Origin of the sequence: Hymenobacter jeongseonensis (assembly GCF_015694725.1) — a bacterium.
Lineage (GTDB): Bacteria > Bacteroidota > Bacteroidia > Cytophagales > Hymenobacteraceae > Hymenobacter > Hymenobacter jeongseonensis.
On the sequence record NZ_JADQDQ010000008.1, the window covers coordinates 144264 to 165189 of the forward strand.

At 53.9% G+C, this 20926-nt stretch carries 17 protein-coding genes and 1 tRNA gene; 10 read left to right on the forward strand and 8 right to left on the reverse strand.

Translation table 11 applies throughout. The features are described 5' to 3' along the window. Position 1 precedes the first annotated feature (1 nt). A complete protein-coding gene (gene pdxH, locus I2I05_RS16115) occupies positions 2–652 on the reverse strand; it encodes a pyridoxamine 5'-phosphate oxidase (RefSeq protein WP_196283286.1) in 651 nt (216 codons plus the stop codon). A 276-nt stretch (positions 653–928) separates the two neighbouring features. On the opposite strand from pdxH, the gene I2I05_RS16120 reads away from it, so the two are divergent. The 9 genes from I2I05_RS16120 (at position 929) to I2I05_RS16160 (ending at position 12254) form a co-directional block, all read left to right on the forward strand. Beyond that, a complete protein-coding gene (locus I2I05_RS16120) occupies positions 929–1486 on the forward strand; it encodes a YqgE/AlgH family protein (protein WP_196283287.1) in 558 nt (185 codons plus the stop codon). Between the two features lie 90 nt (positions 1487–1576). Then, positions 1577–4018: a DUF349 domain-containing protein gene (locus I2I05_RS16125; protein WP_196283288.1), complete on the forward strand. Its 2442-nt coding sequence runs from the start codon at positions 1577–1579 to the stop codon at positions 4016–4018. Between the two features lie 132 nt (positions 4019–4150). Next, positions 4151–4223 (forward strand) — tRNA-Thr (locus I2I05_RS16130). Positions 4224–4305: 82 nt separating this feature from the next. Next, positions 4306–5172 (forward strand): EamA family transporter, encoded by an 867-nt coding sequence (locus I2I05_RS16135; RefSeq protein WP_196283289.1) that lies wholly within the window; start codon positions 4306–4308, stop codon positions 5170–5172. 122 nt (positions 5173–5294) lie between these two features. Beyond that, complete coding sequence (locus I2I05_RS16140) at positions 5295–5942, forward strand: HD domain-containing protein (protein ID WP_196283290.1); 648 nt, start codon at positions 5295–5297, stop codon at positions 5940–5942. A 51-nt stretch (positions 5943–5993) separates the two neighbouring features. After that, complete coding sequence (locus tag I2I05_RS16145; protein WP_196283291.1) at positions 5994–6224, forward strand: hypothetical protein; 231 nt, start codon at positions 5994–5996, stop codon at positions 6222–6224. Positions 6225–6464: 240 nt separating this feature from the next. After that, positions 6465–9062, forward strand: a complete 2598-nt coding sequence (gene gyrA / locus I2I05_RS16150; protein ID WP_196283292.1) for a DNA gyrase subunit A — start codon at positions 6465–6467, stop codon at positions 9060–9062. Positions 9063–9246: 184 nt separating this feature from the next. Beyond that, entirely contained in the window at positions 9247–10404 is a 1158-nt protein-coding gene (locus I2I05_RS16155) for a tetratricopeptide repeat protein (RefSeq protein ID WP_196283293.1), read from the forward strand. 821 nt (positions 10405–11225) lie between these two features. Next, positions 11226–12254: a hypothetical protein gene (locus I2I05_RS16160; RefSeq protein ID WP_196283294.1), complete on the forward strand. Its 1029-nt coding sequence runs from the start codon at positions 11226–11228 to the stop codon at positions 12252–12254. 103 nt (positions 12255–12357) lie between these two features. Here the strand turns inward: I2I05_RS16160 and hisIE are convergent, their stop codons facing one another. The 7 genes from hisIE to hisG form a co-directional block, all read right to left on the reverse strand. Further along, a complete protein-coding gene (gene hisIE / locus I2I05_RS16165) occupies positions 12358–13029 on the reverse strand; it encodes a bifunctional phosphoribosyl-AMP cyclohydrolase/phosphoribosyl-ATP diphosphatase HisIE (RefSeq protein ID WP_196283295.1) in 672 nt (223 codons plus the stop codon). Positions 13030–13101: 72 nt separating this feature from the next. Beyond that, positions 13102–13857, reverse strand: coding sequence for an imidazole glycerol phosphate synthase subunit HisF (hisF, locus tag I2I05_RS16170; RefSeq protein WP_196283296.1), 756 nt, complete (start codon positions 13855–13857; stop codon positions 13102–13104). Positions 13858–13930: 73 nt separating this feature from the next. After that, a complete protein-coding gene (gene hisA / locus I2I05_RS16175) occupies positions 13931–14647 on the reverse strand; it encodes a 1-(5-phosphoribosyl)-5-[(5-phosphoribosylamino)methylideneamino]imidazole-4-carboxamide isomerase (protein ID WP_196283297.1) in 717 nt (238 codons plus the stop codon). 32 nt (positions 14648–14679) lie between these two features. Then, positions 14680–15267, reverse strand: coding sequence for an imidazole glycerol phosphate synthase subunit HisH (gene hisH / locus I2I05_RS16180; RefSeq protein WP_196283298.1), 588 nt, complete (start codon positions 15265–15267; stop codon positions 14680–14682). Between the two features lie 81 nt (positions 15268–15348). Beyond that, positions 15349–16449 carry a bifunctional histidinol-phosphatase/imidazoleglycerol-phosphate dehydratase HisB gene (hisB, locus tag I2I05_RS16185; protein ID WP_196283299.1) on the reverse strand — a complete coding sequence of 367 codons (1101 nt, stop codon included), beginning with the start codon at positions 16447–16449 and terminating at the stop codon, positions 15349–15351. 71 nt (positions 16450–16520) lie between these two features. Further along, a complete protein-coding gene (hisD, locus tag I2I05_RS22360) occupies positions 16521–18917 on the reverse strand; it encodes a histidinol dehydrogenase (RefSeq protein ID WP_317192361.1) in 2397 nt (798 codons plus the stop codon). 9 nt (positions 18918–18926) lie between these two features. After that, positions 18927–19778, reverse strand: coding sequence for an ATP phosphoribosyltransferase (hisG, locus tag I2I05_RS16200; RefSeq protein ID WP_196283300.1), 852 nt, complete (start codon positions 19776–19778; stop codon positions 18927–18929). Between the two features lie 452 nt (positions 19779–20230). Here hisG and I2I05_RS16205 point away from each other — a divergent pair, with 452 nt between their 5' ends. Next, a complete protein-coding gene (locus I2I05_RS16205; RefSeq protein ID WP_196283301.1) occupies positions 20231–20794 on the forward strand; it encodes a Crp/Fnr family transcriptional regulator in 564 nt (187 codons plus the stop codon). Positions 20795–20926 lie beyond the last annotated feature (132 nt).

Sequence of the window (20926 nt, forward strand, 5' to 3'; positions counted from 1 at the left end):
ACTAGGGGGCTAAGCGACTGCGCTGCCACGCTGTGCCTGCCAGCTCGTACACAATGCGGTCGTGCAATCGGCTGGGCCGGCCCTGCCAAAATTCTACCCGGTGTGGGCGCAGGATGTAGCCGCCCCAGTGGGGTGGGCGGGGGAGTGGGTCCTGGTCGCCAAACTCCTCGGCTAATTGGATTTCCTTGGCTTCCAACTCAGCCCGGCTCGCAATTACCTGGCTTTGGGGGGACGCCCAGGCCCCAATTTGGCTGCTGCGCGGCCGGCTTTGAAAGTATTCGGTAGATAAGGCTTCCGGCGCTTTCTCAACCCGTCCTTCCACGCGTACCTGGCGCTCCAGGCCCGGCCAAAAGAAGTTGAGGGCTGCTAACGGCTGATGGGCCAATTCCTGGCCTTTGCGCGATTCGTAGTTGGTGTAAAACAAAAAGCCGCTGTCATCGGGCAGCCCTTTGAGCAATACGACGCGCGAGGATGGCTGGCCATCTGCACTCACGGTGCTTAAGGTCAAAGCCGTGGGTTCGTCGAGCTGGGCTGCCAGGGCCTCGTCCATCCACACGCGAAATTGCTGCACGGCATCGGGCAGCACGTCGGTTTCGGCCAGGGTACGCTGGGTGTAGGTCTTGCGTAAGTCGGCGAGTTGCGGGTCAATCATGTGACGGGTTGGATGAGTTGGTCATCAAAAAAGCGGCAATTGAGTGCCGGAACACGGAGTAAATATGAGTTCCGTTGGTAAATGCCAAAATTCTGTTTGGGGAAAGACTCAACAAGCAGCGGGGGTATGCGCTTGTTTAGATGGGCAGCGCGTCTTCTGAGGCGCAAGTTACTAACAACTGGCAGGCGGCTCGGCGATGTAATGGGTCCGCCTTTGCCCGATAATTCGTCGTATACCAGCTGTTGCTCTGTCGCAATTCCCTGCTAGCTGAACCTTATGCGCCCCGGTACTCTCCTTATCTCGCAACCCTTCCTCGGCGACCCCAACTTCGAGCGCAGCGTTATTATTCTGTGCCGCGACGAGCCGGAGGAAGGATCTTTTGGCTTGGTACTCAACCGCCTTACCTCGCTCACGCTCGGTGATGTGCTGGAGTTGCCGCCTCTGGTTGCTGTCGCTGCTGCCGCGCTGCCCATTTACGTGGGCGGGCCGGTTGAGCCCGATACCCTGCATTACCTGCACCGCCGGGCCGACTTGCCGGGAGCCTCGGACTTGGGGCAGGAGGTGTACTGGGGCGGTGACTTTGAACTCCTGCTGGGCCTCATCGGTACCGGCGCGGTAGACGCCAGTAGCGTGCGGCTTTTTGCCGGTTATTCGGGTTGGTCAGCGGGTCAATTAGCGGGCGAAATACAGGGGCAGAGTTGGATACGGCACCCGGCAAGCGCTGGGAAAGTGTTTACTTTGGCATCTGATGCCTTTTGGCGGGATATTCTGCGGGAGAAAGGCGGTCGATTTAAAGTGCTGGCCAATTATCCGGTAGACCCTCGCTTGAATTGAACGGGCTCCGGCTCGTAAATTTGTTTTATTCTTACTTTTTTTTGCTCTCTCCTCTGGCCCAATTGGTAGGGCCGGCTTTTACGAAGATTTATGGCTGCTGAAGAAAACCCCACTGCTCCGCTCTCGGGCGATTCCGACCCATCTGCGGAAGACCGGATGACTATCCTGCAACGGCGTCTCGCCGAAATTCAAGGCGCCCCTGCATCGACTGATTCGGCGGAACCCGCCGCACTAGCAGAACCGGGACAAGTTGAATTGCCCGCTCAGGGTACCCCTGAATTGCCCGCTGCCGAGCCCCTTGGAGCGGGGACTGCCGAGCCTTTGGCTGCCGCAGCAGCGGGTGCCATTGCGCCAGAGCCCGGCACGCCGGAGGCCACGGCTGCCATCGAAACCTCGCACCACGTAGCGCATCCCGTTACGGTGGAAGGCCATGAAGTATCGGCTCCGCAAGCCCGGGCGTTGGCTCACTACAGCGATGCTGCGCCGGCTGCTGAGGAAACGGTGACTCCCAATCCCGAAGCATTGCCCGCCGACGAGCACATCGCCACGGCCCACCCGGCGCCCATTGCCGACCCTGAAACCCTGAGTGGTTCCGGTGGGCACGGAGCTACCGTGGAAGACCAAGCACCCGAACTACCCACCGCCCATATTAGCACTGCCGAGGAAATAGAAACGGCCTCGGAAGTTCTAGCAACGCTGCCCACTTCGGAAGAAACCCCTTTGGATGCTACGCCCGCCGTGGAAGGAGAAGACGTTGCCGAGACGCATGACGATGAAACTTACGTTCCTGAAACCGAAATTCCTGATTTCACTTCCCTCGACCTGCCCGCGCAAGCAGCCTATCTGGTAAACCTGTTGCGTCGTCCCGATGCGACCCGCAACCGCAAGCAAATTCAGGACCTGACGCGTCAGTACGAAGCCAATGTGGGCTTGGCCCGGAGCGCTGCGCGCCAAAAGTTTGCCGAAGGCGGCGAGGGCGCGGAAGCCTTTGCTTTTCAGCAGCCCGAAGGCCAGCAGGAATTGAATAAGGCCTTGCAGGAGTTCCGCGAGAACCGGGCCAAGGACGCCAAAGCGGAAGACGCCAGCCGCGGCGACAACCTCATCAAGAAAAAGCAGCTGCTCGACCAGCTGCGGGTGCTGGTTGAGGCCGCAGAAACCAAGGACAGCTCGGCCAAGCTGAAGGCGCTGCAAGCGGAATGGAAAGCCACCGGCGCCGTGCCCCAAACCGATAGCCAGGCCATTTGGGATACGTACCACGGGCTGTTAGATATCTATTACAGCAAACAGGGCCGCTTCCTAGAGATGAAGGACCTGGACCGCCGGCGCAACCTGGAGGCCAAAGAAGGGCTGATAAAGCGGGCAGAAGCCTTGGCACAAGTGCCGGGCATCAACAAGGCGCTCGACGAGCTAACCAAGCTGCACGAAGAGTGGAAGCACATCGGGCCCGTACCCAATGACCAGCGCGAACCGTTGTGGCAGCGCTTTATTGCCGCGTCTGATGTGCTGCACCAGCGCCGCAAAGAGTTCGTGGACCAGCGTTCCACGCAGGAAAAGGCCAACTTGCTGGTGAAGCAAGCTTTGCTGGAGCGGGTGTTGCCTTTTGCCGCGTTCGATTCGGACCGCGTTAACCTGTGGCGCTCCAAAACGGATGAGCTCCAGGAAATTAAAGCGGAGTGGGAAGCGGCCGGCCTCGTGCCCCGCGCCCAGGCCGATGCGCTGAACAAGCAATACTGGGCGGCCTATAAAGCTTTCTTTAACCGGAAAAACGACTTCTTTAAGTCCCTCGATAACGAGAAGTCGGCCAATGTTAGGGCCAAAGTTGCACTCATCGAGCAGGCCGAAGAAGCCGCTAACAACCCCGATGGTGACGCAGCTCGCCAGGTTGTTATTCGGGTGCAGAAGGAGTGGAAGGACGTGGGCCGCGTGCCCGATAAGCTGGCCGACAAGCTTTGGCACCGTTTCCGGGCGGCTTGCGATGCCGTATTTGAGCGTCCTAAGCACGAGGCCCGTCAGCGTGATGAGAAAGTGCAGCAGTCTTCGGTGGAGCAAACCGCGCACCTCGACAAAATTGCGGAGCAGGTAAACGCGCTTTCCGCTGATAACCCCGGTTCGCTGGAAGGCTTCCGGGAATTGCTGGCCGGTTGGGTGACCGAATTTGACCCTACCGACGAAGAACCCGGCCGTGGCACTGCGGACCGCAGCGAAGAGCAGCTGTTAGCCCACTTGGGCAAATACCTTGACCACGTGCCCGGTTTGAGCTATGCTGACCGTGCCGATTTATTGTTTCAAGTGGAGGTTGGGCGTTTGAAAGCCCGTCCGCAGGCCCAGCAGCAGCTCACGCGCAAGGAGATGGCGTTGCGCAAGGAAATTAATGAGTTGGAGAATGACCACTCGACTTTGCAGACTAACCTTGCCTTTTTTGCTCGTTCGAAAAATGCGGCTCAGCTCCGTCAGGAATACGAAGGGCGCATTGCCGAAGGTCAAAAGCGCATTGAAGCCTTGAAAAAGCAGTTGAAAATGATTCGGAGCTAACATTGCTTCAGAATCAAGCGCTTATCCATTGTAAAAAGGCCCGGCACTGATATTGTCGGGCTTTTTTGTGATTTTAATAGCAATTGGAGCTGGCAAAAACGGTTTGCCTGCGTACTTTTGTGCCACCTCAACGCCTCCTTAGCTCAGCTGGTAGAGCAACTGACTTGTAATCAGTAGGTCGCTGGTTCGATCCCGGCAGGAGGCTCAATGTGTGAAACAGACCCCAAAAGTCGCAGTTCCGGTTACGGTGGCGATTTCTGGGGTCTGTTTTGTTTATCCCCGTTTCTATGAGCAAACTTCGGTTGGATGCCTTGCCGCCCGTTCCTTCGGTGTTGTTAGCCTCTCTGAGTGTGCAGGCTGGAGCAGCCATGGCCAAGGGGTTATTCCCGGCCGTGGGGCCATCGGGAGCTGCCGGCCTGCGGATTGGACTCTCGGCCTTGATGTTGCTGGCGGTATTCCGGCCGTCGCTCGGGAAGCTGACCAGTACCCAATGGCGGGCCATCATTCCGTATGGAGTTGTGCTGGGGGCCATGAATTTGTTCTTTTACCTGGCATTGGCGCGAATTCCGCTAGGCTTATGTGTCACGCTGGAGTTTATGGGGCCTTTATTGCTCGCGGTCAGCAGCTCGCGCCGGGTATTGGATTTTGTGTGGGTGTTGCTGGCCGCCGCGGGCATTGCCTTGATAGCGCCGTGGAATGGCAACGGGTTGGATTTGCTGGGCGCTTTGTTTGCATTGGTCGCGGGCACCTGCTGGGCCGCGTATATTGTGCTGGGTGGCCGGGTTTCGCAGGTGCTGCCCGGAACTGCAGCCGTCGCAACGGGAATGATATTTGCTGCCCTCACCGTATTGCCGGTCACCTTTGCCGGAGGAGGGCTGTTCAACCTAACCCCGACATTGCTGGCATCGGGTTTGGCTCTGGCTTTGCTGTCGAGCGCCATTCCATTCACCTTGGAAATGAACGCGCTTCGGAAGCTCCCCGGTCGCACGTTCAGTGTGCTCATGAGCCTGGGGCCGGCCATGGCGGCATTGTGTGGACTGGTTTTCCTGCACGAGCACCTCTCTTTTACCCAGTGGCTGGCGGTTGCTTTGGTAGTTATTGCCAGTGGAGGCGCAACGCTGACCGCAAAGAAGCCAATTCCTGCTGTTGAGTAATTAGTATTCACTGATGCGTTGGCGGGATATAGTTTTGGCAGTTAGCATTCGCACCGTCTGCCAGCGCAACGATGACGGCTTTGTGAGCTGTCACTTTAATCTTATTACAACAATTTCTTACTATGGATTTAATACCAGCCACTGCTCTCTTTATCGAGCAAAAGTTTGCCGATGAAGGTAGTGGGCACGATTGGGCACACATCCGTCGCGTGTGGCTTATGGCCCGCCGCCTTGCCATCGCTTCCCCCGATGCCAACCCGCTGGTGACAGAGTTGGCAGCCCTGCTGCATGACATTGCGGATTGGAAGTTTCACGACGGCGACTACGAAGCCGGCCCCCGTGCCGCTCGCGAATGGCTACGTACCCAAGCGGCGCCTGAAGATGTGATTGCCCGGGTCGAAACCGTTATTCGGGAGGTGTCCTTCAAAGGAGTGGGAGTGGCTACGCCAGTTTCCTCCATTGAGGCGGCTTTGGTGCAGGATGCCGACCGGTTGGATGCCATAGGCGCCATCGGCATAGCCAGGGCCTTTGCCTATGGCGGCCACAAGGGCCGCGCACTGCACGACCCGGCGGTGGCACCAGTTCTTCACGATTCATTTGCCAGCTACCAAAAGAATACGGCACCTACCCTCAACCACTTTTACGAGAAGCTCCTGCACCTCAAAGACCGGCTCAATACAGATGCTGCGCGGGCAGTAGCCCTTAAACGGCACCGGTATATGGAAGAATTCGTCGCTCAGTTCCTGGCCGAATGGGATGGAGAGGATTAGAGCTGGCAAAGTAGAATCTAACGGCGGTGAGGCTTTTGTTACCTTTGCGCCATGAAAATGCTCCTCCGTTTGGCTCCTGTCTTGTTGCTATTCATTGCATCAAGCTGTCGTACGTGCCCCATCGAAACCTGCCACGTGCGTAAAGTGCATTTGCACAGTGGCAATAAATACCGAGGCCAGCCCTGGTTCAAAAAGCAGAATCCTGCTATCGGCGAAAAAATAAAAACTCATAACCCTAAGTCTGGTACGCACGGCAACGACAAGAGCAAGCCCTTAGATTAGATTTAATGAGCGGCTGCGGGTTTCGGTGGCGGCAATAGGCACAACGAGTAGCTAAAGCCAGTTGGCCTTTATTGCATAAATTCTAATAGCAAATGGCGTTAGCCTAAAAGCGCTATAAATGGCCGCTGCGCTTGCCGTTGCGGCCTTTTTGTTGTATCTTCGCACGCATATAAAGAACCATTCACCCTGCGGCTAAAAGGGCCCTAATTTGGCCTTTTAAAGCTGCCAATCAACCCCCCAATGGCGGAAGGCGAAAAAATCATTCCGATAAACATCGAAGACGAGATGCGGGGCGCGTACATCGATTACTCGATGTCGGTCATCATCTCCCGGGCCTTGCCCGATGTTCGCGACGGCCTGAAGCCCGTGCACCGGCGCGTGCTCTACGGCATGAGCGAGCTGGGCGTGGGCTACAATAAATCCTATAAAAAATCGGCCCGTATCGTGGGCGAGGTATTGGGTAAATACCACCCGCACGGCGACAGCTCAGTGTATGATACCATGGTTCGCATGGCTCAGGACTGGAGCTTGCGCTACCCGTTGGTAGACGGCCAGGGCAACTTTGGCTCCGTTGACGGCGACTCGCCGGCTGCAATGCGTTACACCGAGGCCCGCCTCAAGCGCATTGCCGACGAGATGCTCAACGACCTTGACAAAGACACCGTTGACTTCCAATCCAACTTCGATGACTCGCTGGAAGAGCCCAGCGTGATGCCGGCCAAATTCCCGAACCTGCTGGTAAACGGCACGTCGGGCATCGCCGTGGGCATGGCCACCAACATGGCGCCTCACAACCTGACAGAAGTGGTGAACGGCATCATTGCCTACCTCGACAATCCGGATATTACGGTTGACGAGCTGATGCAGTACGTGACCGCGCCCGACTTCCCGACGGGTGGCATCATCTACGGCTACGAAGGGGTGAAGCAAGCCTTCCATACCGGGCGGGGCCGCGTTGTGATGCGGGCCAAAGCCACCTTCGAAACCTCGAAAACGGGCAAGGAGCAAATCGTCGTTACCGAAATTCCCTACATGGTGAACAAGGCGTCGATGATTGAAAAGACGGCCGCGCTCATCAACGATAAGAAGATTGAGGGCATCTCCGACATGCGCGATGAGTCGGACCGCGACGGCATGCGCATTGTTTATGACCTCAAGCGTGACGCCATGCCCAGTGTCGTGCTCAATAACCTTTACAAGTACACGCAGCTGCAAAGCTCCTTCGGCGTCAACAACGTGTGCTTGGTAAAAGGGCGTCCGATGACGCTGAACCTGCAGCAGCTCATCCATTACTTTGTTGAGCACCGCGCCGAGGTTATCATCCGCCGGACCAAATACGAGCTGGCCGAGGCCCAAAAGCGTGCCCATATCCTGGAGGGCTTGCTTATTGCGCTTGACCACTTGGATGAGGTGATTGCCCTCATCCGCGGCTCGCGCGACCCTGAAGTTGCCCGTGGTCAACTCATCTCGCGGTTTGCGCTAAGTGAAGTACAGGCCCGCGCCATACTCGATATGCGTCTGCAACGCCTTACGGGCTTGGAGCGCGATAAAATTGTGGCGGAGTACGATGAGTTGATGCGTTTGATTGACCACCTGAATGCCGTTTTGGCTTCGGATGTGTTGCAGCGTGGCATCATCAAAACAGAGTTGGAGGATATCCGGGAGCGGTATGGCGATGGCCGCCGCACGGAAATCAACTACATCGGCGGTGATTTTTCGACCGAAGACATGATTGCCGACGAGGCCATGGTTATTACCATTTCTCGCGAAGGCTACATCAAACGTACTAATTTGGACGAATACCGTGCCCAAGGACGAGGCGGTGCAGGTTCGCGGGGTGCTATTTCCAAAAAGGATGACTTTACGGAGCACCTCTTTGTGGCCACCACGCACGAATACTTGTTGTTCTTCACCGAGTTGGGCCGGGTTTTCTGGCTGAAAGTGTATGAAGTACCGGAAGGAGGGAAGGCCACGAAGGGCTTGCCCATTCAGAACCTTATCGAAATTCCGCGCGAAGACAAGGTCCGTTCCGTGCTAAATGTGCGCGGCCTGAAAGACCCCGATTACCTCGAAAATACCTTCCTGATGTTCTGCACCGAGCAGGGAACAGTGAAGAAAACGCCGCTTGAAGCGTATTCGCGTCCTCGCACGGCGGGCATTAATGCCATTACCATCAACGAGGGCGACCGAATTCTGGACGTGCAGCTGCTTGCTCCCAACTCGGAAGTTGTGTTGGCTTCGCGTTTCGGACGGGCCGTTCGCTTCAACGAAAGTCAGGTGCGTTCAATGGGCCGCGCCGCTGCTGGTGTGCGCGGTATCAACCTCAATGACCAGGATGGTAACCGTGTGGTGGGAATGGTCTGTCTGGCCGACCCCACGCAGGAACTGCTGGTTGTGAGCGAGAATGGTTATGGTAAGCGCAGTTCGCTTGATGAGTTCCGCATCACCAAGCGGGGTGGTAAGGGCGTGCGTGCCATGAAGCTGACCGACAAAACCGGTAATCTGGTCGCCATCAAGGATGTGAATGACACCGATGACTTGATGATTATCAACAAGTCAGGCATCACCATTCGACTGCGCATGAGTGACTTGCGCACCATTGGTCGCGCTACGCAAGGCGTGCGTCTGATTAAGATTGGCAGCAACGATGAAATATCTTCGGTGGCAAAAGTGGCGGCCGAGGAGAAAGAAGAAGTTGAAATTGACGCGTTGCTAGTGGTGGCGTCCACGGCTGAAGGAACTCTGGAGATTACAGAAATTGCCGATGGTACCAGCGCAATTGAGCTCAATAGCCTAGTTGATGAAGAAGATGAAGCAGATGCTGAAGACTTGGCATAATTGCTGAATAGGAGCGGGGCGGGCCTTTTGGTTCGCCCCGTTTATTTTTGGCGAACCGAAGACCCATTCCCATCGTTTTGGGGTATAATCTCGCGATTTCTCTCACTTTCATTCCATCCTTTCCCACTTGGCTTTCAAGTATTCAACTGAATATCTTACGAGGCTAAGACTCATTTCTCAATTTATGAAGAAGACCTTTTTGACGCTAAGCGCCGCCACTGTGTTAGCTGCTGGCTTTCCCATGCTGGTATCGGCACAAAACTCGGCCGTCACCAATGCCATTCTGAACCAGCGCACTGGGCTGCTTGATAAGGCTCGCGCTGATATCGACAAAGCTATTGTCAATGAAAAGACAAGCGGCAAAGCCAAGACTTGGTATACCCGTGGTGAAATTTATCAGGGAATGATAGGTAATCCTATCTATGGTAAGCAACTGCAGCCTGGTGAAGGATTGCAGAAGGCATATGAATCTTACGCAAAGACAATTGAACTGGACACCAAAACCGGTGAGTTTGGTAAGCAAGCCGATGCGAAGCTGGAGGGCTTGTACGGCGTAGCATTTAATGACGCGGTTAATAGCTACAACGCCAAGGAGTACGACAAGGCCATTGCTAGCTATAAGATGGCTTCTCAGATTAAGCCACAGGACACAACGGCGGTTCTGTATTCGGCTTATGCCTCTGAGGCTAAGCAGGATTTTGCCGGTGCCAAAGCCAGCTACAGCCAGTTGCTGGGCATGAACTACAAGTCTGCTAGTTTATACACGCGGCTGTTGCAAATTGCCAAGCAGCAAGGCGACAAAGAAGAAGCTGCCAATGTGCTTCAACAAGCGTTGGCTGCTTATCCCAACAATAAGGCCTTCATGCTAGAGGATTTGAACGTTGCCTTGGCCAGTGGCCGTGGCGATGATGCCCTGGGAAAAATTAACAAAGCCATTGCGGCTGACCCAGCCAATTCAAATTTGTACGCGGTGCGTGGTTCGATGTATGACCAGCAAAAAAAGACTGATTTGGCCTTGGCCGATTACCGCAAGGCAGTCGAACTGGACCCGAATAACTTCGATGCTCAGTTTAACTTGGGTGTATACAATTACAATCGTGCAGCCGATTCTTACACGAAGGCCAGCAAAATGGATTTGAAAACGTATCAAGCCTCGGGTAAGAAATTTGAGGCCGATGGCAAGAAGTATTTCGAAGCTTCAGTTCCTTACTTTGAAAAGGCATTGCAGTTGCAGCCTGAAGACCGTAACACACTTGTTTCATTGCAGAAGGTTTATTTCCGTTTAGGGCGTACTGCAGACTCGGAGCGTTTGAATGCGAAGCTGAAAACTCTTAGCAAGTAGTCTTTTAAGAAAAGCAGGAGAGAGCCCAGCCACAATGTGGCTGGGCTTTTGTTGTATAAAAGCGGATGCAATTCAGATTCAATTTAACATAATATAAATTATAAGACAGATATCTAGTTAAATTTCGTCCCAGTATTGATTGAATAGAAAATGAATTTGTTTGGTGCGGCATAATAATATTATGAATGGTTTTGGAGCAATGTTCTTCTAGGCTACTTTATGTTTATGGCCATTCTTGTATTGCTTGGGGTGCAGCTAATGCGCTAGTTTTTTACTTTATATGATGTTGATTTTCGAATGCTTTGCTTACACTTGCATAACCACCTCCATCCTAATTACTTTATTGATAAATAATTGGCGATGATATAATCATCTGAATCATCTTAAGTTAGCACAATGCAGTGCCAATGAATATTTGGAAACCATGGCTGTGTGCACATGTTGTATTCAACTGGTTGTGATGAAAGTAAGATATTAAAAAGCACAAAAAAAATATAACTTTACATACCTTTTAATACTTAATAATGCCTGTTCGTACATTTATTAAGTACAAAATATAAATGTGTGATTATCTTTAGGCACATGCAGAAGCTTAAGTATCTAAAGTTTTAGCAGATGTGCAATAGATTCAAGTACCAGATAAGCTATGCCACAAGCACCACGGATTACCAAGCAATGATACAAAATAGAAGTATTAAAAAGTACAAAATGTTTCCATTGGGTATACTTTTTTGTACCAATAAATTTACTTGGCCTTAATGCTAACCATTTGAATTCAATTAAGTATTATTGAGATAAGTATAAAACCCGACAGACTACTGATGCCAAAACTCATTGACTACCCCCGCACAACCTATTCTGGAGCTTGGGAAATAGCAGAAATAACAGACGACACTGGAGGAAAATGCGCAATTGAAACTGCTGCCCGAAAACTTAATCGCAAGGTAAGCGGGTCTTTTAAAGCCATCATTGGCTCAGCGGTCAAGTTTGGATTATTGACCAGTAAACGCGACCTACTCACTACAACCACGCTTTTTAAGCGAATTAAGCACGCTTACGATAAGCAGGAAGAACTGGCCTTTCACCGAGAAGCATTTCTTACGCCCCCCCTATTTACCCAACTGTGCCGAAAATTTCGCTCCAGAGAATTACCAGTTCAAATGCTGGATGTTATGCTCATTCGCGAATTCGGCGTTGAGGAAATAAACGCCCAGGGAGTTGCCAAGGCATTCGTGGAAGGATGCCGTATGGTGGGGTTACTGGACGAACACAACATTGTGGCAGATATTGATGCTTTAACCAATAAGCCATCGCCCCGTCGGGAATTAGCAAGTCCTCCTCCTATTATTAATACTTTCCGCGGAAACGCTGACAATTTGAACTCAGACGATAAAACGTCTCCCAGTGTGAGGTCAAACACGAATGGAGACTTCCTTTCTGAGAAGCAATCAATCACAGTTAATCCAACTGATTCCTCAAATTATAATCGCACCAATACAAATCAACCAGACACTAGCATCAAAGGAGTTGATGCAATTGCAAGTCTGTTTGGACTTTTGGATACACCTGTTTCACAACCGACGCCACACGAAAGAGAAGTATCCCATCAAAGCGAAACTGCGATGCACAACACCCCTGATCCAGTCGTCGCCCCTATTCCTGTACTACCGGAGATTTCCCACCAGGCAGTATCCAATCAATCCATACAAATACATTCAGAGGTTGTGTACCAGATACAAGTAAGTGGCCCGGGCGTCAATACTATCCTTTCAATAAGCGAGGAAGAAGATATAGCAATTGCCATGGCACTTCTTCAGAAAATTAGCCGACAGCTAAAAGCAAAAAGCTAGATGCTCCCTGCCTTCCGCTAATCCAAAAGGGAAGAGTCAACCATTCTGATATGTAGAACGATTGACTCTTCCCTTTTGGATTAGCGGAAGTTAAAACCTTTTTTTAATCATTATTCAAATGGCGAGTATTTGGAAGCCGGTGACGCTCTTGAAGCACTGCTATGACTTCTGCCATTGGCACCCCTGCTGCCACCAACAACACCAGCAAATGATAGAGTAAGTCTGCAACTTCACCCGGTAAGGTTTCACGGCTGCCACTCACGGCATCAATAACGGTTTCAACAGCTTCCTCTCCTACTTTTTGGGCAATTTTGGGCATTCCCTTCTTAAATAGGGAAACGGTATAAGAAGTAGGTGCCTGTTCAGGATAATCGTGACGTTGTACAATCAAACGTTCCAGGCTAGACAGAAACCCAATCGGCGCTATAGGCGCCTGGAGTTGGTCAGGTTGCTCGAAGCAGCTAACGGACCCACGATGGCACGTAGGACCAGCGGGTATAGCGCGAATGAGCACCGTGTCCGCATCGCAGTCTACATGCAAGCTCACAACCTTTAAGTAATTACCACTCGATTCTCCTTTGACCCACAAACGGTTTTTGGACCGCGAAAAGAAGGTAACTCGTTCGTCTTCTTGGGTACGGCGCCATGCTTCCGCATTCATATACCCAAGCATGAGAACCTGACCCGAATCAGCATCTTGGATGATGGCCGGCAACAGGCCGCTCACGGTGTCAAAACGTAAGTCGGTAGCAGGAATAATAGGGTAAATGGCCATTGCGAAGAGTATAGAAACCTTTGACGTGCGTTAGCCTGTGCAGCTTCCCCACATTTTTTGAAAAAGAATAGGCTAAAGGCGAACGGGAATGCCTTCGGCGTGCAGAAATTGTTTCAGGGCTGGCAGAGCAGTTTCGTTGAAATGAAAAACACTGGCGGCTAGCGCAGCATCAGCTCCTCCGGCTTGAAAAACGTCGGCAAAGTCTGATGGCTTGCCCGCGCCCCCTGAGGCAATAACAGGCACTGAAACCGCGTTGCTAACAGCGCGGGTGAGGTCCAGCGCGAAGCCGGCTTTTGTGCCATCGTGGCTCATGGAAGTTAAGAGCAATTCCCCTGCTCCTAATTGAGCGGCTTCCTGGCACCACGCTACGGCTTCGCGGCCGGTGGCAACCGTGCCGGCCCGAGTCATCACCTGCCATTCGCCCTCTACCAACCGGGCGTCAACGGCCACAACCACACATTGGGAGCCAAAACGCCCAGCTAGTTCCGCTATGAAGGCTGGACGGGCAAGTGCAGCGGAATTAATCGATACCTTATCAGCACCGCTCAGCAGCAGGGCTTCAACGTCGGCCACGGTGCTAATCCCACCTCCCACAGTGAAGGGAATGTCCAAAACACGGGCCACATCCCGAACCAGTTCCGTGAGAGGTTTTCGGCGCTGGTTGGTTGCGGTTATGTCGAGAAACACCAACTCATCGGCGCCTTCGCAGGCATACCGGGCCGCCAGCGCCACGGGGTCGCCGGCATCGCGGAGGCCTTCAAATTGAATGCCTTTTACCGTACGGCCGTCGCGGACATCAAGGCAGGGGATTAGTCGTTTCTTAACCACGGGAATTCAAAGAGTAATGTAAATGCAGCAAATCACTCAGCAGCTTTGAGGCGTAGAAGCGGGAAAATCTATTCTATAAAAAGGGCTGAAGTTCCGCTAGGGTCAGAGTACCTTCATAGAGCGCTTTACCAATGATGGCTCCGTGCATTCCGGCTTCTGTTAATGCTTCCACGTCAGCAAGGGTGGTGACTCCGCCGCTGGCAATAAACCGCGCCGCCGGAAACTGAGCTATTAAGCTCTTATAAATAGCCAATGAGGGGCCTTGCAACAACCCGTCTTTGCTTACATCCGTGCAAATGAACGTGGTTGCTCCGGCTTCGAGGTAAGTAGCAATGAAATCAACGAGGCGCAGCTGACTCTGGTCAACCCAAGCGTTAATCATGATGTGCTCTCCCTTGAAGTCGGCTCCGAGAAAGATGGTGTCGGCACCAAATTGTGATAACCAGGCCTCAACCGTGGCAGGCTCGCGTACGGCCAAGCTACCGGCCGTCACGTGAGCAGCGCCTGCATTGAACACTTGGTTCAGCGCAGCTAAGGTTTGAATGCCGCCCCCGGCATCAATATCCAACGCAGTTTTAGCGGCAATGGCTTCCAGTATTGGAAGATTGACGGGATGCCCGGCGCGGGCACCGTCCAGGTCCACCAAATGGAGACGTTTTACGCCCGCGTCGACAAAACGCTGCGCGACCGCCACCGGGTCCGAATCGTAGGTAGTCTGGCGGGAAAAGTCGCCTGCGCTGAGCCGGACGCACTGGCCGTTGACGAGGTCGATGGCGGGAATGATTTCCACAGAAGTTGAAAAAAATGCTAATAACTGAAAAACTATAGGTTGAGAAAATTGGCTAGAATGCGGGTGCCGACCGCGCCACTTTTTTCAGTGTGAAACTGCACGCCATGAAAATTGCCATGTTGAACCGCTGCGCTAAACGGTGCCGGATGAGTAGACTCCGCGGTTGTGTAGCCGCCAACGGGGGCATAATAACTATGAACGAAGTAGACGTGGTCGGCATCGCTCAGGCCCGCGAATAATGGCCCTTGCAAAGCCTGCAAGTTGTTCCACCCCATATGCGGAACCTTGTGCGCCACATCCGGCGCAAACCGCCGTACCGTAAAAGGCAGCAGCCCCAGCAGTGGCGTATCGTTTTCCTCGCTGTGCTGCCCAAGCAGCTGCATCCCCAGGCAAATGCCTAAAAAAGGTTGTGTAAGCGTAGGAAGCACTTGGTCTAATCCCGCCGCACGTAATGCTTGCATGGCCGAGGATGCTTCGCCTTCGCCAGGAAACAACACCTTATCAGCTTTGCGCAAAATTTCCGGATCAGCAGTAAGAGTTGCTTGGGCGCCCAAGCGCTCCAAAGCAAAAAGTACTGACTGAACATTGCCACCTTTATAGTCAACAACTGCTATTTCCATTGTAATTTGATATTATCCAAATGGGCAACGCCCTGAACTGGACTTGGCTACCTAATACCCATTTGTAAAGACCAGTAATTTCTACAATATCCCCTTGGTGCTGGGGATAGCAGCCGACTCATCCCGTTGCAACGCCATCTTAATGGCCTTAGCCACTGCTTTAAAAATTGCTTCTATTTTGTGGTGCTCATTATCACCGGCACAAGCAATGTTCAAGGTTGCGCGGGCATTGTCAGTGAACGACTTAAAGAAGTGAAAGAACAACTCAGTAGGTAAATCCCCTACCCGCTCGCGGCGGAATTCAGCATTCCAGACCAACCAAGGACGGCCCGAGAAGTCGATAGCCGCTTGCGCCAGGGCCTCGTCCATGGGCAATAGAAACCCATAGCGAGCCAATCCACGCTTGTCCCCAAGGGCTTGTGAAAAGGCTGTTCCCAGCGCCAGCGCTGTGTCTTCGACGGTATGATGCTCATCAATGTGCAAATCCCCTTTTACACTTATGTGCAAATCAATTCCGCTGTGACGCCCCAATTGCTCCAGCATGTGGTCGAAAAACCCCAACCCGGTATGAATGTCGGTTTTACCTGTGCCGTCCAGATTGAGTGTGACTGAAATCTGAGTTTCGTTGGTGTTGCGTTCAATTACCGCAATACGGGCCGGGTATCGCAGGTGGCGGTAGATGGCTTCCCAGCTGGTGGTGGTTAGGGCGGCGCGCGAGTCGGGCTCCTCTCCTATTAGGATTGCCTGGCTGCCAAGATTTACGGCCAGTTCTACATCCGTCAATCGGTCGCCGATGACAAAGGAGTTCGCCAGGTCGTACTCATTGGCGGGGTCGAGGTAGCTGCCCAACAAACCCGTGCCCGGTTTACGGGTTGCCAGTCCTTCGTGCGGAAAGCTCCGGTCAATGTGTTCGGCGACAAAATGGATGCCCTCTCCCGCCAAAATTTCCTGCATCAGGCGATGCGGTGGCCAAAACGTGTCTTCAGGGAAGCTGGCCGTTCCCAAGCCATCCTGATTGGTTACCAGCACCAACTCGTACTCAGGTAAGTCGCGGGCAATCCGGGCCAGGGCGCTGATGCAACCCGGCAAAAAAGCAAATTTCTCCAGGCTGTCGACCTGCTGGCTGGGCTGGGGCTCCACGAGGATGGTGCCATCGCGGTCAATAAACAGGGCCTTTTTCAATTCTATGGGCAATTTACAATGAGTAAACAAGGGACAATGCAGGGCGCAAGTGGAATGCTCCCCCGAAAAAATCAGTGAGCGGAAGTCACTGCGTTGGGACTCTGCGTAACGATTTCGGTTAGGGCTCGCAGCAATACAGCATTTTCAGCGGCCGTTCCCACGGTCAGGCGAAGGCAGCCGGCACAGCCGGGTTGGGTTGTGCGGTTGCGGACCACGATGCCCCGAGCCCGCAATTGGTCGTACACCGCAGTGGCATCGACGTTGAAGCGCACCAACAAAAAGTTGGCATCCGATGGAAATACGTGGTCGACGATGGCCAAACGAGGCAGTTCTGAGGCCAATACTTCCCGGCCGGCCAACAATTCAGCTTGCATTTCGGGTAGTTGCGGGGCAGCGGCCAATGCCGCCAACGCGTGCTGCTGTGTCGCAGTCGAAATATTATAGGGCGGCTTTATTTTGTTGAGGTAGCCGATGAGTTCGGGCGCTGCATAGGCCACACCCAGGCGCAAGCCGGCCAGCCCCCAGGCCTTGGAAAAAGTTTGCAGCACTACCAAGCGCGGAAATTCTGGTAATCGGGTGGTCCAGCTGGGCGCCGGAGAGAAATCGGCATAGGCCTCATCAACCACCACGATTCCGCGGAAGGTGCGCAATATGGTCTCGACGGTTTCTTGAGCGAAGAGGTTCCCGGTTGGGTTATTGGGTGAGCACAGGAAAACCAGTTTGGCTGTTGATGCTGCCAGTGTTTCCGCCGCATCAGCGGGAAGGTGGAAATCCGGCGTTAACGGGAGGCGCTGAACTCGCACGTCGTTCAGGTTGGCCGCCACTTCATACATGCCATACGTTGGCGGACAGATAACAATGCTGTCCTGGCCGGGCGTGCAGGTGAGACGCACGAGCAAATCAATGGCTTCGTCCGACCCATTACCAAGAAAAATATTGCCGGGTGCCACGCCTTTTAGCTTAGCCAACTCCAATTTGATGGCGCGCTGGTGCGGGTCGGGATAGCGGCTGAAGTCGTCTGGGCCTACAGAGCCCAGGCTGTTTTCATTCGCATCGAGCATCACCGGCGCCATTCCCTCAAACTCGTCGCGAGCAGACGAATACGTCTGCATACGCTCAACGCTAGGCCGAATCAGTCCAGCATAAGGCATCGGGCTCTGTTCCGTTTGAGCTGCTGCCGAGGCCGCCGCCATAAGCCTAACCGTAACAGCGCGGGCGTGCGCAGCCAGTCCTTCGGCCTCGGCCATGGTCTCGACAACCGGGCCTAAGGCGTGCAAACCCGTGGCGGAAAGCCGCTGAAAGGTAATTTTTTTGATAAACGAATCTAGCGAGACCCCACTGTATTGCCGGGCATACCCACTGGTGGGCAGGGTGTGATTGGTGCCGGAAGCATAATCACCAACCGCCTCGGGTGTGAAGTGACCCAGAAAGACCGAGCCTGCGTTGGTTACCTGCGCGGCCAGCGCATCGGCCATGTCGGTGGCCAGAATCAGGTGCTCCGGTGCGTATTGGTTGGAAAACGCCAGCATAGCGGCCGCATCGGCCAGCAGCACGGCCCGGCTATTGGCCAGCGCTTGCGCCGCTACTTCACGCCGAGGCAGCGTAGCGAGCTGCATGGTTAGTTCGGCTTGCACCTGGTCAATGATTGATTGCGAATCGCTGAGCAGCACGACTTGAGAGTCCGGGCCGTGCTCTGCTTGAGACAACAAATCGGCGGCGACAAACGCTGGGTTGGCTGTGGCATCGGCAATTACCAGCACTTCAGACGGCCCAGCCGGCATATCGATGGCCACCCCAAATTCCGCAGCGGCCAATTGCTTGGCGGCGGTTACGTACCGGTTGCCGGGGCCAAAAATCTTGTCCACTGCCGGCACCGATTCGGTACCGACGGCCAGCGCGGCCACTGCTTGCGCACCGCCCACTTTCACCACTTGTTGAATACCCAGCAGCTGGGCCACAAACAAAATCACCGGACTCACCGAGCCATCGGGTTGTGGAGGAGTACAAACCACTACTTCCAGACAACCGGCCAATCGCGCCGGTACGCCCAACATCAGCAGCGTACTAAACAACGGCGCCGAACCACCGGGCACATACAGCCCCACCCGTTGCACGGGCACAGCCCGCCGCGAACACACCACGCCCGGCATGATTTCAACCCGAAGCTCTGGCTCGCGCTGTGCGGCGTGAAAGGCTTCGATGTTGGCTTTTGCCAGGCGAATGGCCGCTTGCAGTTGAGCAGGCACCTGAGCTGCTGCGGCCGCAAACTCAGTGTCGGAAACGACCAACGTGGTTAGTGCCGCGCGGTCGAGTTCGGCCGTTAAGGCCAGCAGGGCGCGGTCGCCCCCTTGACGCACTTGCGCAAAAATGTCGCGGACACGGGCCGCAACCTGGGGGGCTTCGGCCGTGGCGGCGCGCTCTTGCAACGCGGGCCAAGTGCTGGGCGCAGGATAATTGTAAGCTTGCATGGCCAACGACTAGGCAATCATCTTTTCGATAGGCAATACCAGTATGCCCTCGGCACCAACGGCTTTGAGCTGGCTGGTGATGTGCCAGAATTCATCTTCCTGCACCACCGACTGCACCGAAACCCACCCGGCTTCGGCCAAGGGCGTGACGGTGGGCGACTTAATGCCGGGCAGCAAGCGGCGCACTTCCTCAAGTGCTGTGATGGGGGCATTAAGCAGGATGTATTTGCTGCGCTTGGCCCGGCGAACGGCCTGCATGCGAAACCGCAGCTGGTCGAGCAACTCCGTTTGTTCGGCTGAGAGGTTGGGTTGGGCGATGAGCACGGCTTCGGACCGGAACACGGTTTCAACTTCGCGCAAGCCATTGCCCAGCAGCGTCGAACCGCTGCTGACAATGTCGCAAATTGCTTCGGCCAGGCCGATGCTGGGCGCAATTTCAACCGAACCGCTGATGGTGTGCAAGTGGGACTGAACGCCATTTTCGGCCAGGTAACGACCGAGAATATTGGGGTAGGATGTTGCGATGTTCTTGCCTTGCAGGGCGGCAATCGATGCATAAGCATCGGCGCGGGGTACGGCTAGGCTGAGGCGGCACTTGCTGAAGCCAAGCGCTTCAACTTCCAATCCCGGAAAACCGGCTTCCACCAGCACGTTTTGGCCCACTATGCCCAAATCGGCCACACCATCCTGTACATAACCCGGGATATCATCGTCGCGCAGGAAAAGAATTTCGAGGGGGAAATTGGTGGCTTCGGTTTTCAGCTTGTAGGAGCTGCTGATGAAGTTGATGCCGCATTCGCGAATGAGGGTGAGGGAATCCTCGCTCAGGCGCCCGGACTTTTGGATGGCTAATCGTAGCATGAAGGGTAAAAGAGGCGGGCGGTGCCGCACGTTGGGCATACCTGAATTCCACGCGAGGCCAGATGGCTGACTGCGGAATTACCCAGAAAATGAGTGAATAAGCCCGGCGTAAACTCACCCCGAGCGCGGCGGTGGAGACTCGGGCGGTCGGTGCTAGCTTAGCACCCGGCGCACAACCCGGCCTCCCACAGATGGTGGTGGCGATGGTGGGCACCCACAGCTACAGCCTTGCCTGCAGCCACGCGGAGGACCTGCGCGGCCGTTGCATCAGAGCAAAACAGGGAAGCTAAACGGTTCATGTTGGAACAAAGGTATAACAGAAAACCGAACGGAGTTGGACAAATGACCGCATGGTTTTCAGAAATCCATACCAGTAACCCTATTTAAAAGTTTTAGCCAATTGGAAATATTTTTTCAATGGCTGTACCAAATTGCAATGAAATTCGTGTTCAATGGTCAATTTTATTGCGTTTCTTAATGATTTGCAGCCCCTTAGCCAGGAGCTTCAGGAAGCAGTTTTGGCGGGTACCGTTAGCGCGCAATTTCCCGCACATCATTTGTTGTTGAAACCCGGACAAGTGGCGCGGCAGGTATATTTTCTGGAGTCCGGGCTGGTGCGGGGCTACACCTTGCTGCACGGCCGTGAGATTTCATCCTGGTTTATGCAGCAGGGAGATTTTGTGATTTCCATCGTGAGCTTTTTCACCCAGCAGCCCTCCGAAGAATACCTGGAATTGCTGGAAGCCGGCACGGTTTACTCCATCCAGTTTGACCAGTTGGAAAAACTTTACCGCGAGTTTCCCGAGTTCAATTTCATCGGGCGAAAACTCGTGGAAAAATATTACGTGCTGAGTGAGCAACGGGCCCAGCACTTGCGCTCACGCACGGCGGCAGAACGTTACGATTCCCTAATTCATGAATTCCCGACCATATTTCAGCGGGTGGCGGTGCAGCACATTGCCTCACATTTGGGCATGGCGCCCGAAACCTTGAGCAGGCTGCGGAGCCGCAAATGAGGAATAGCAAATCGAGAAGAAGGAAAATGACATTTGTCATGAAATGCAGGCCGCAGACGCTCAACCTTTGCGAGCGTTTTAAGCCCATTATTTCATGATTCTTCGCTCAAAAAAGCCCATCATACTTTGTGT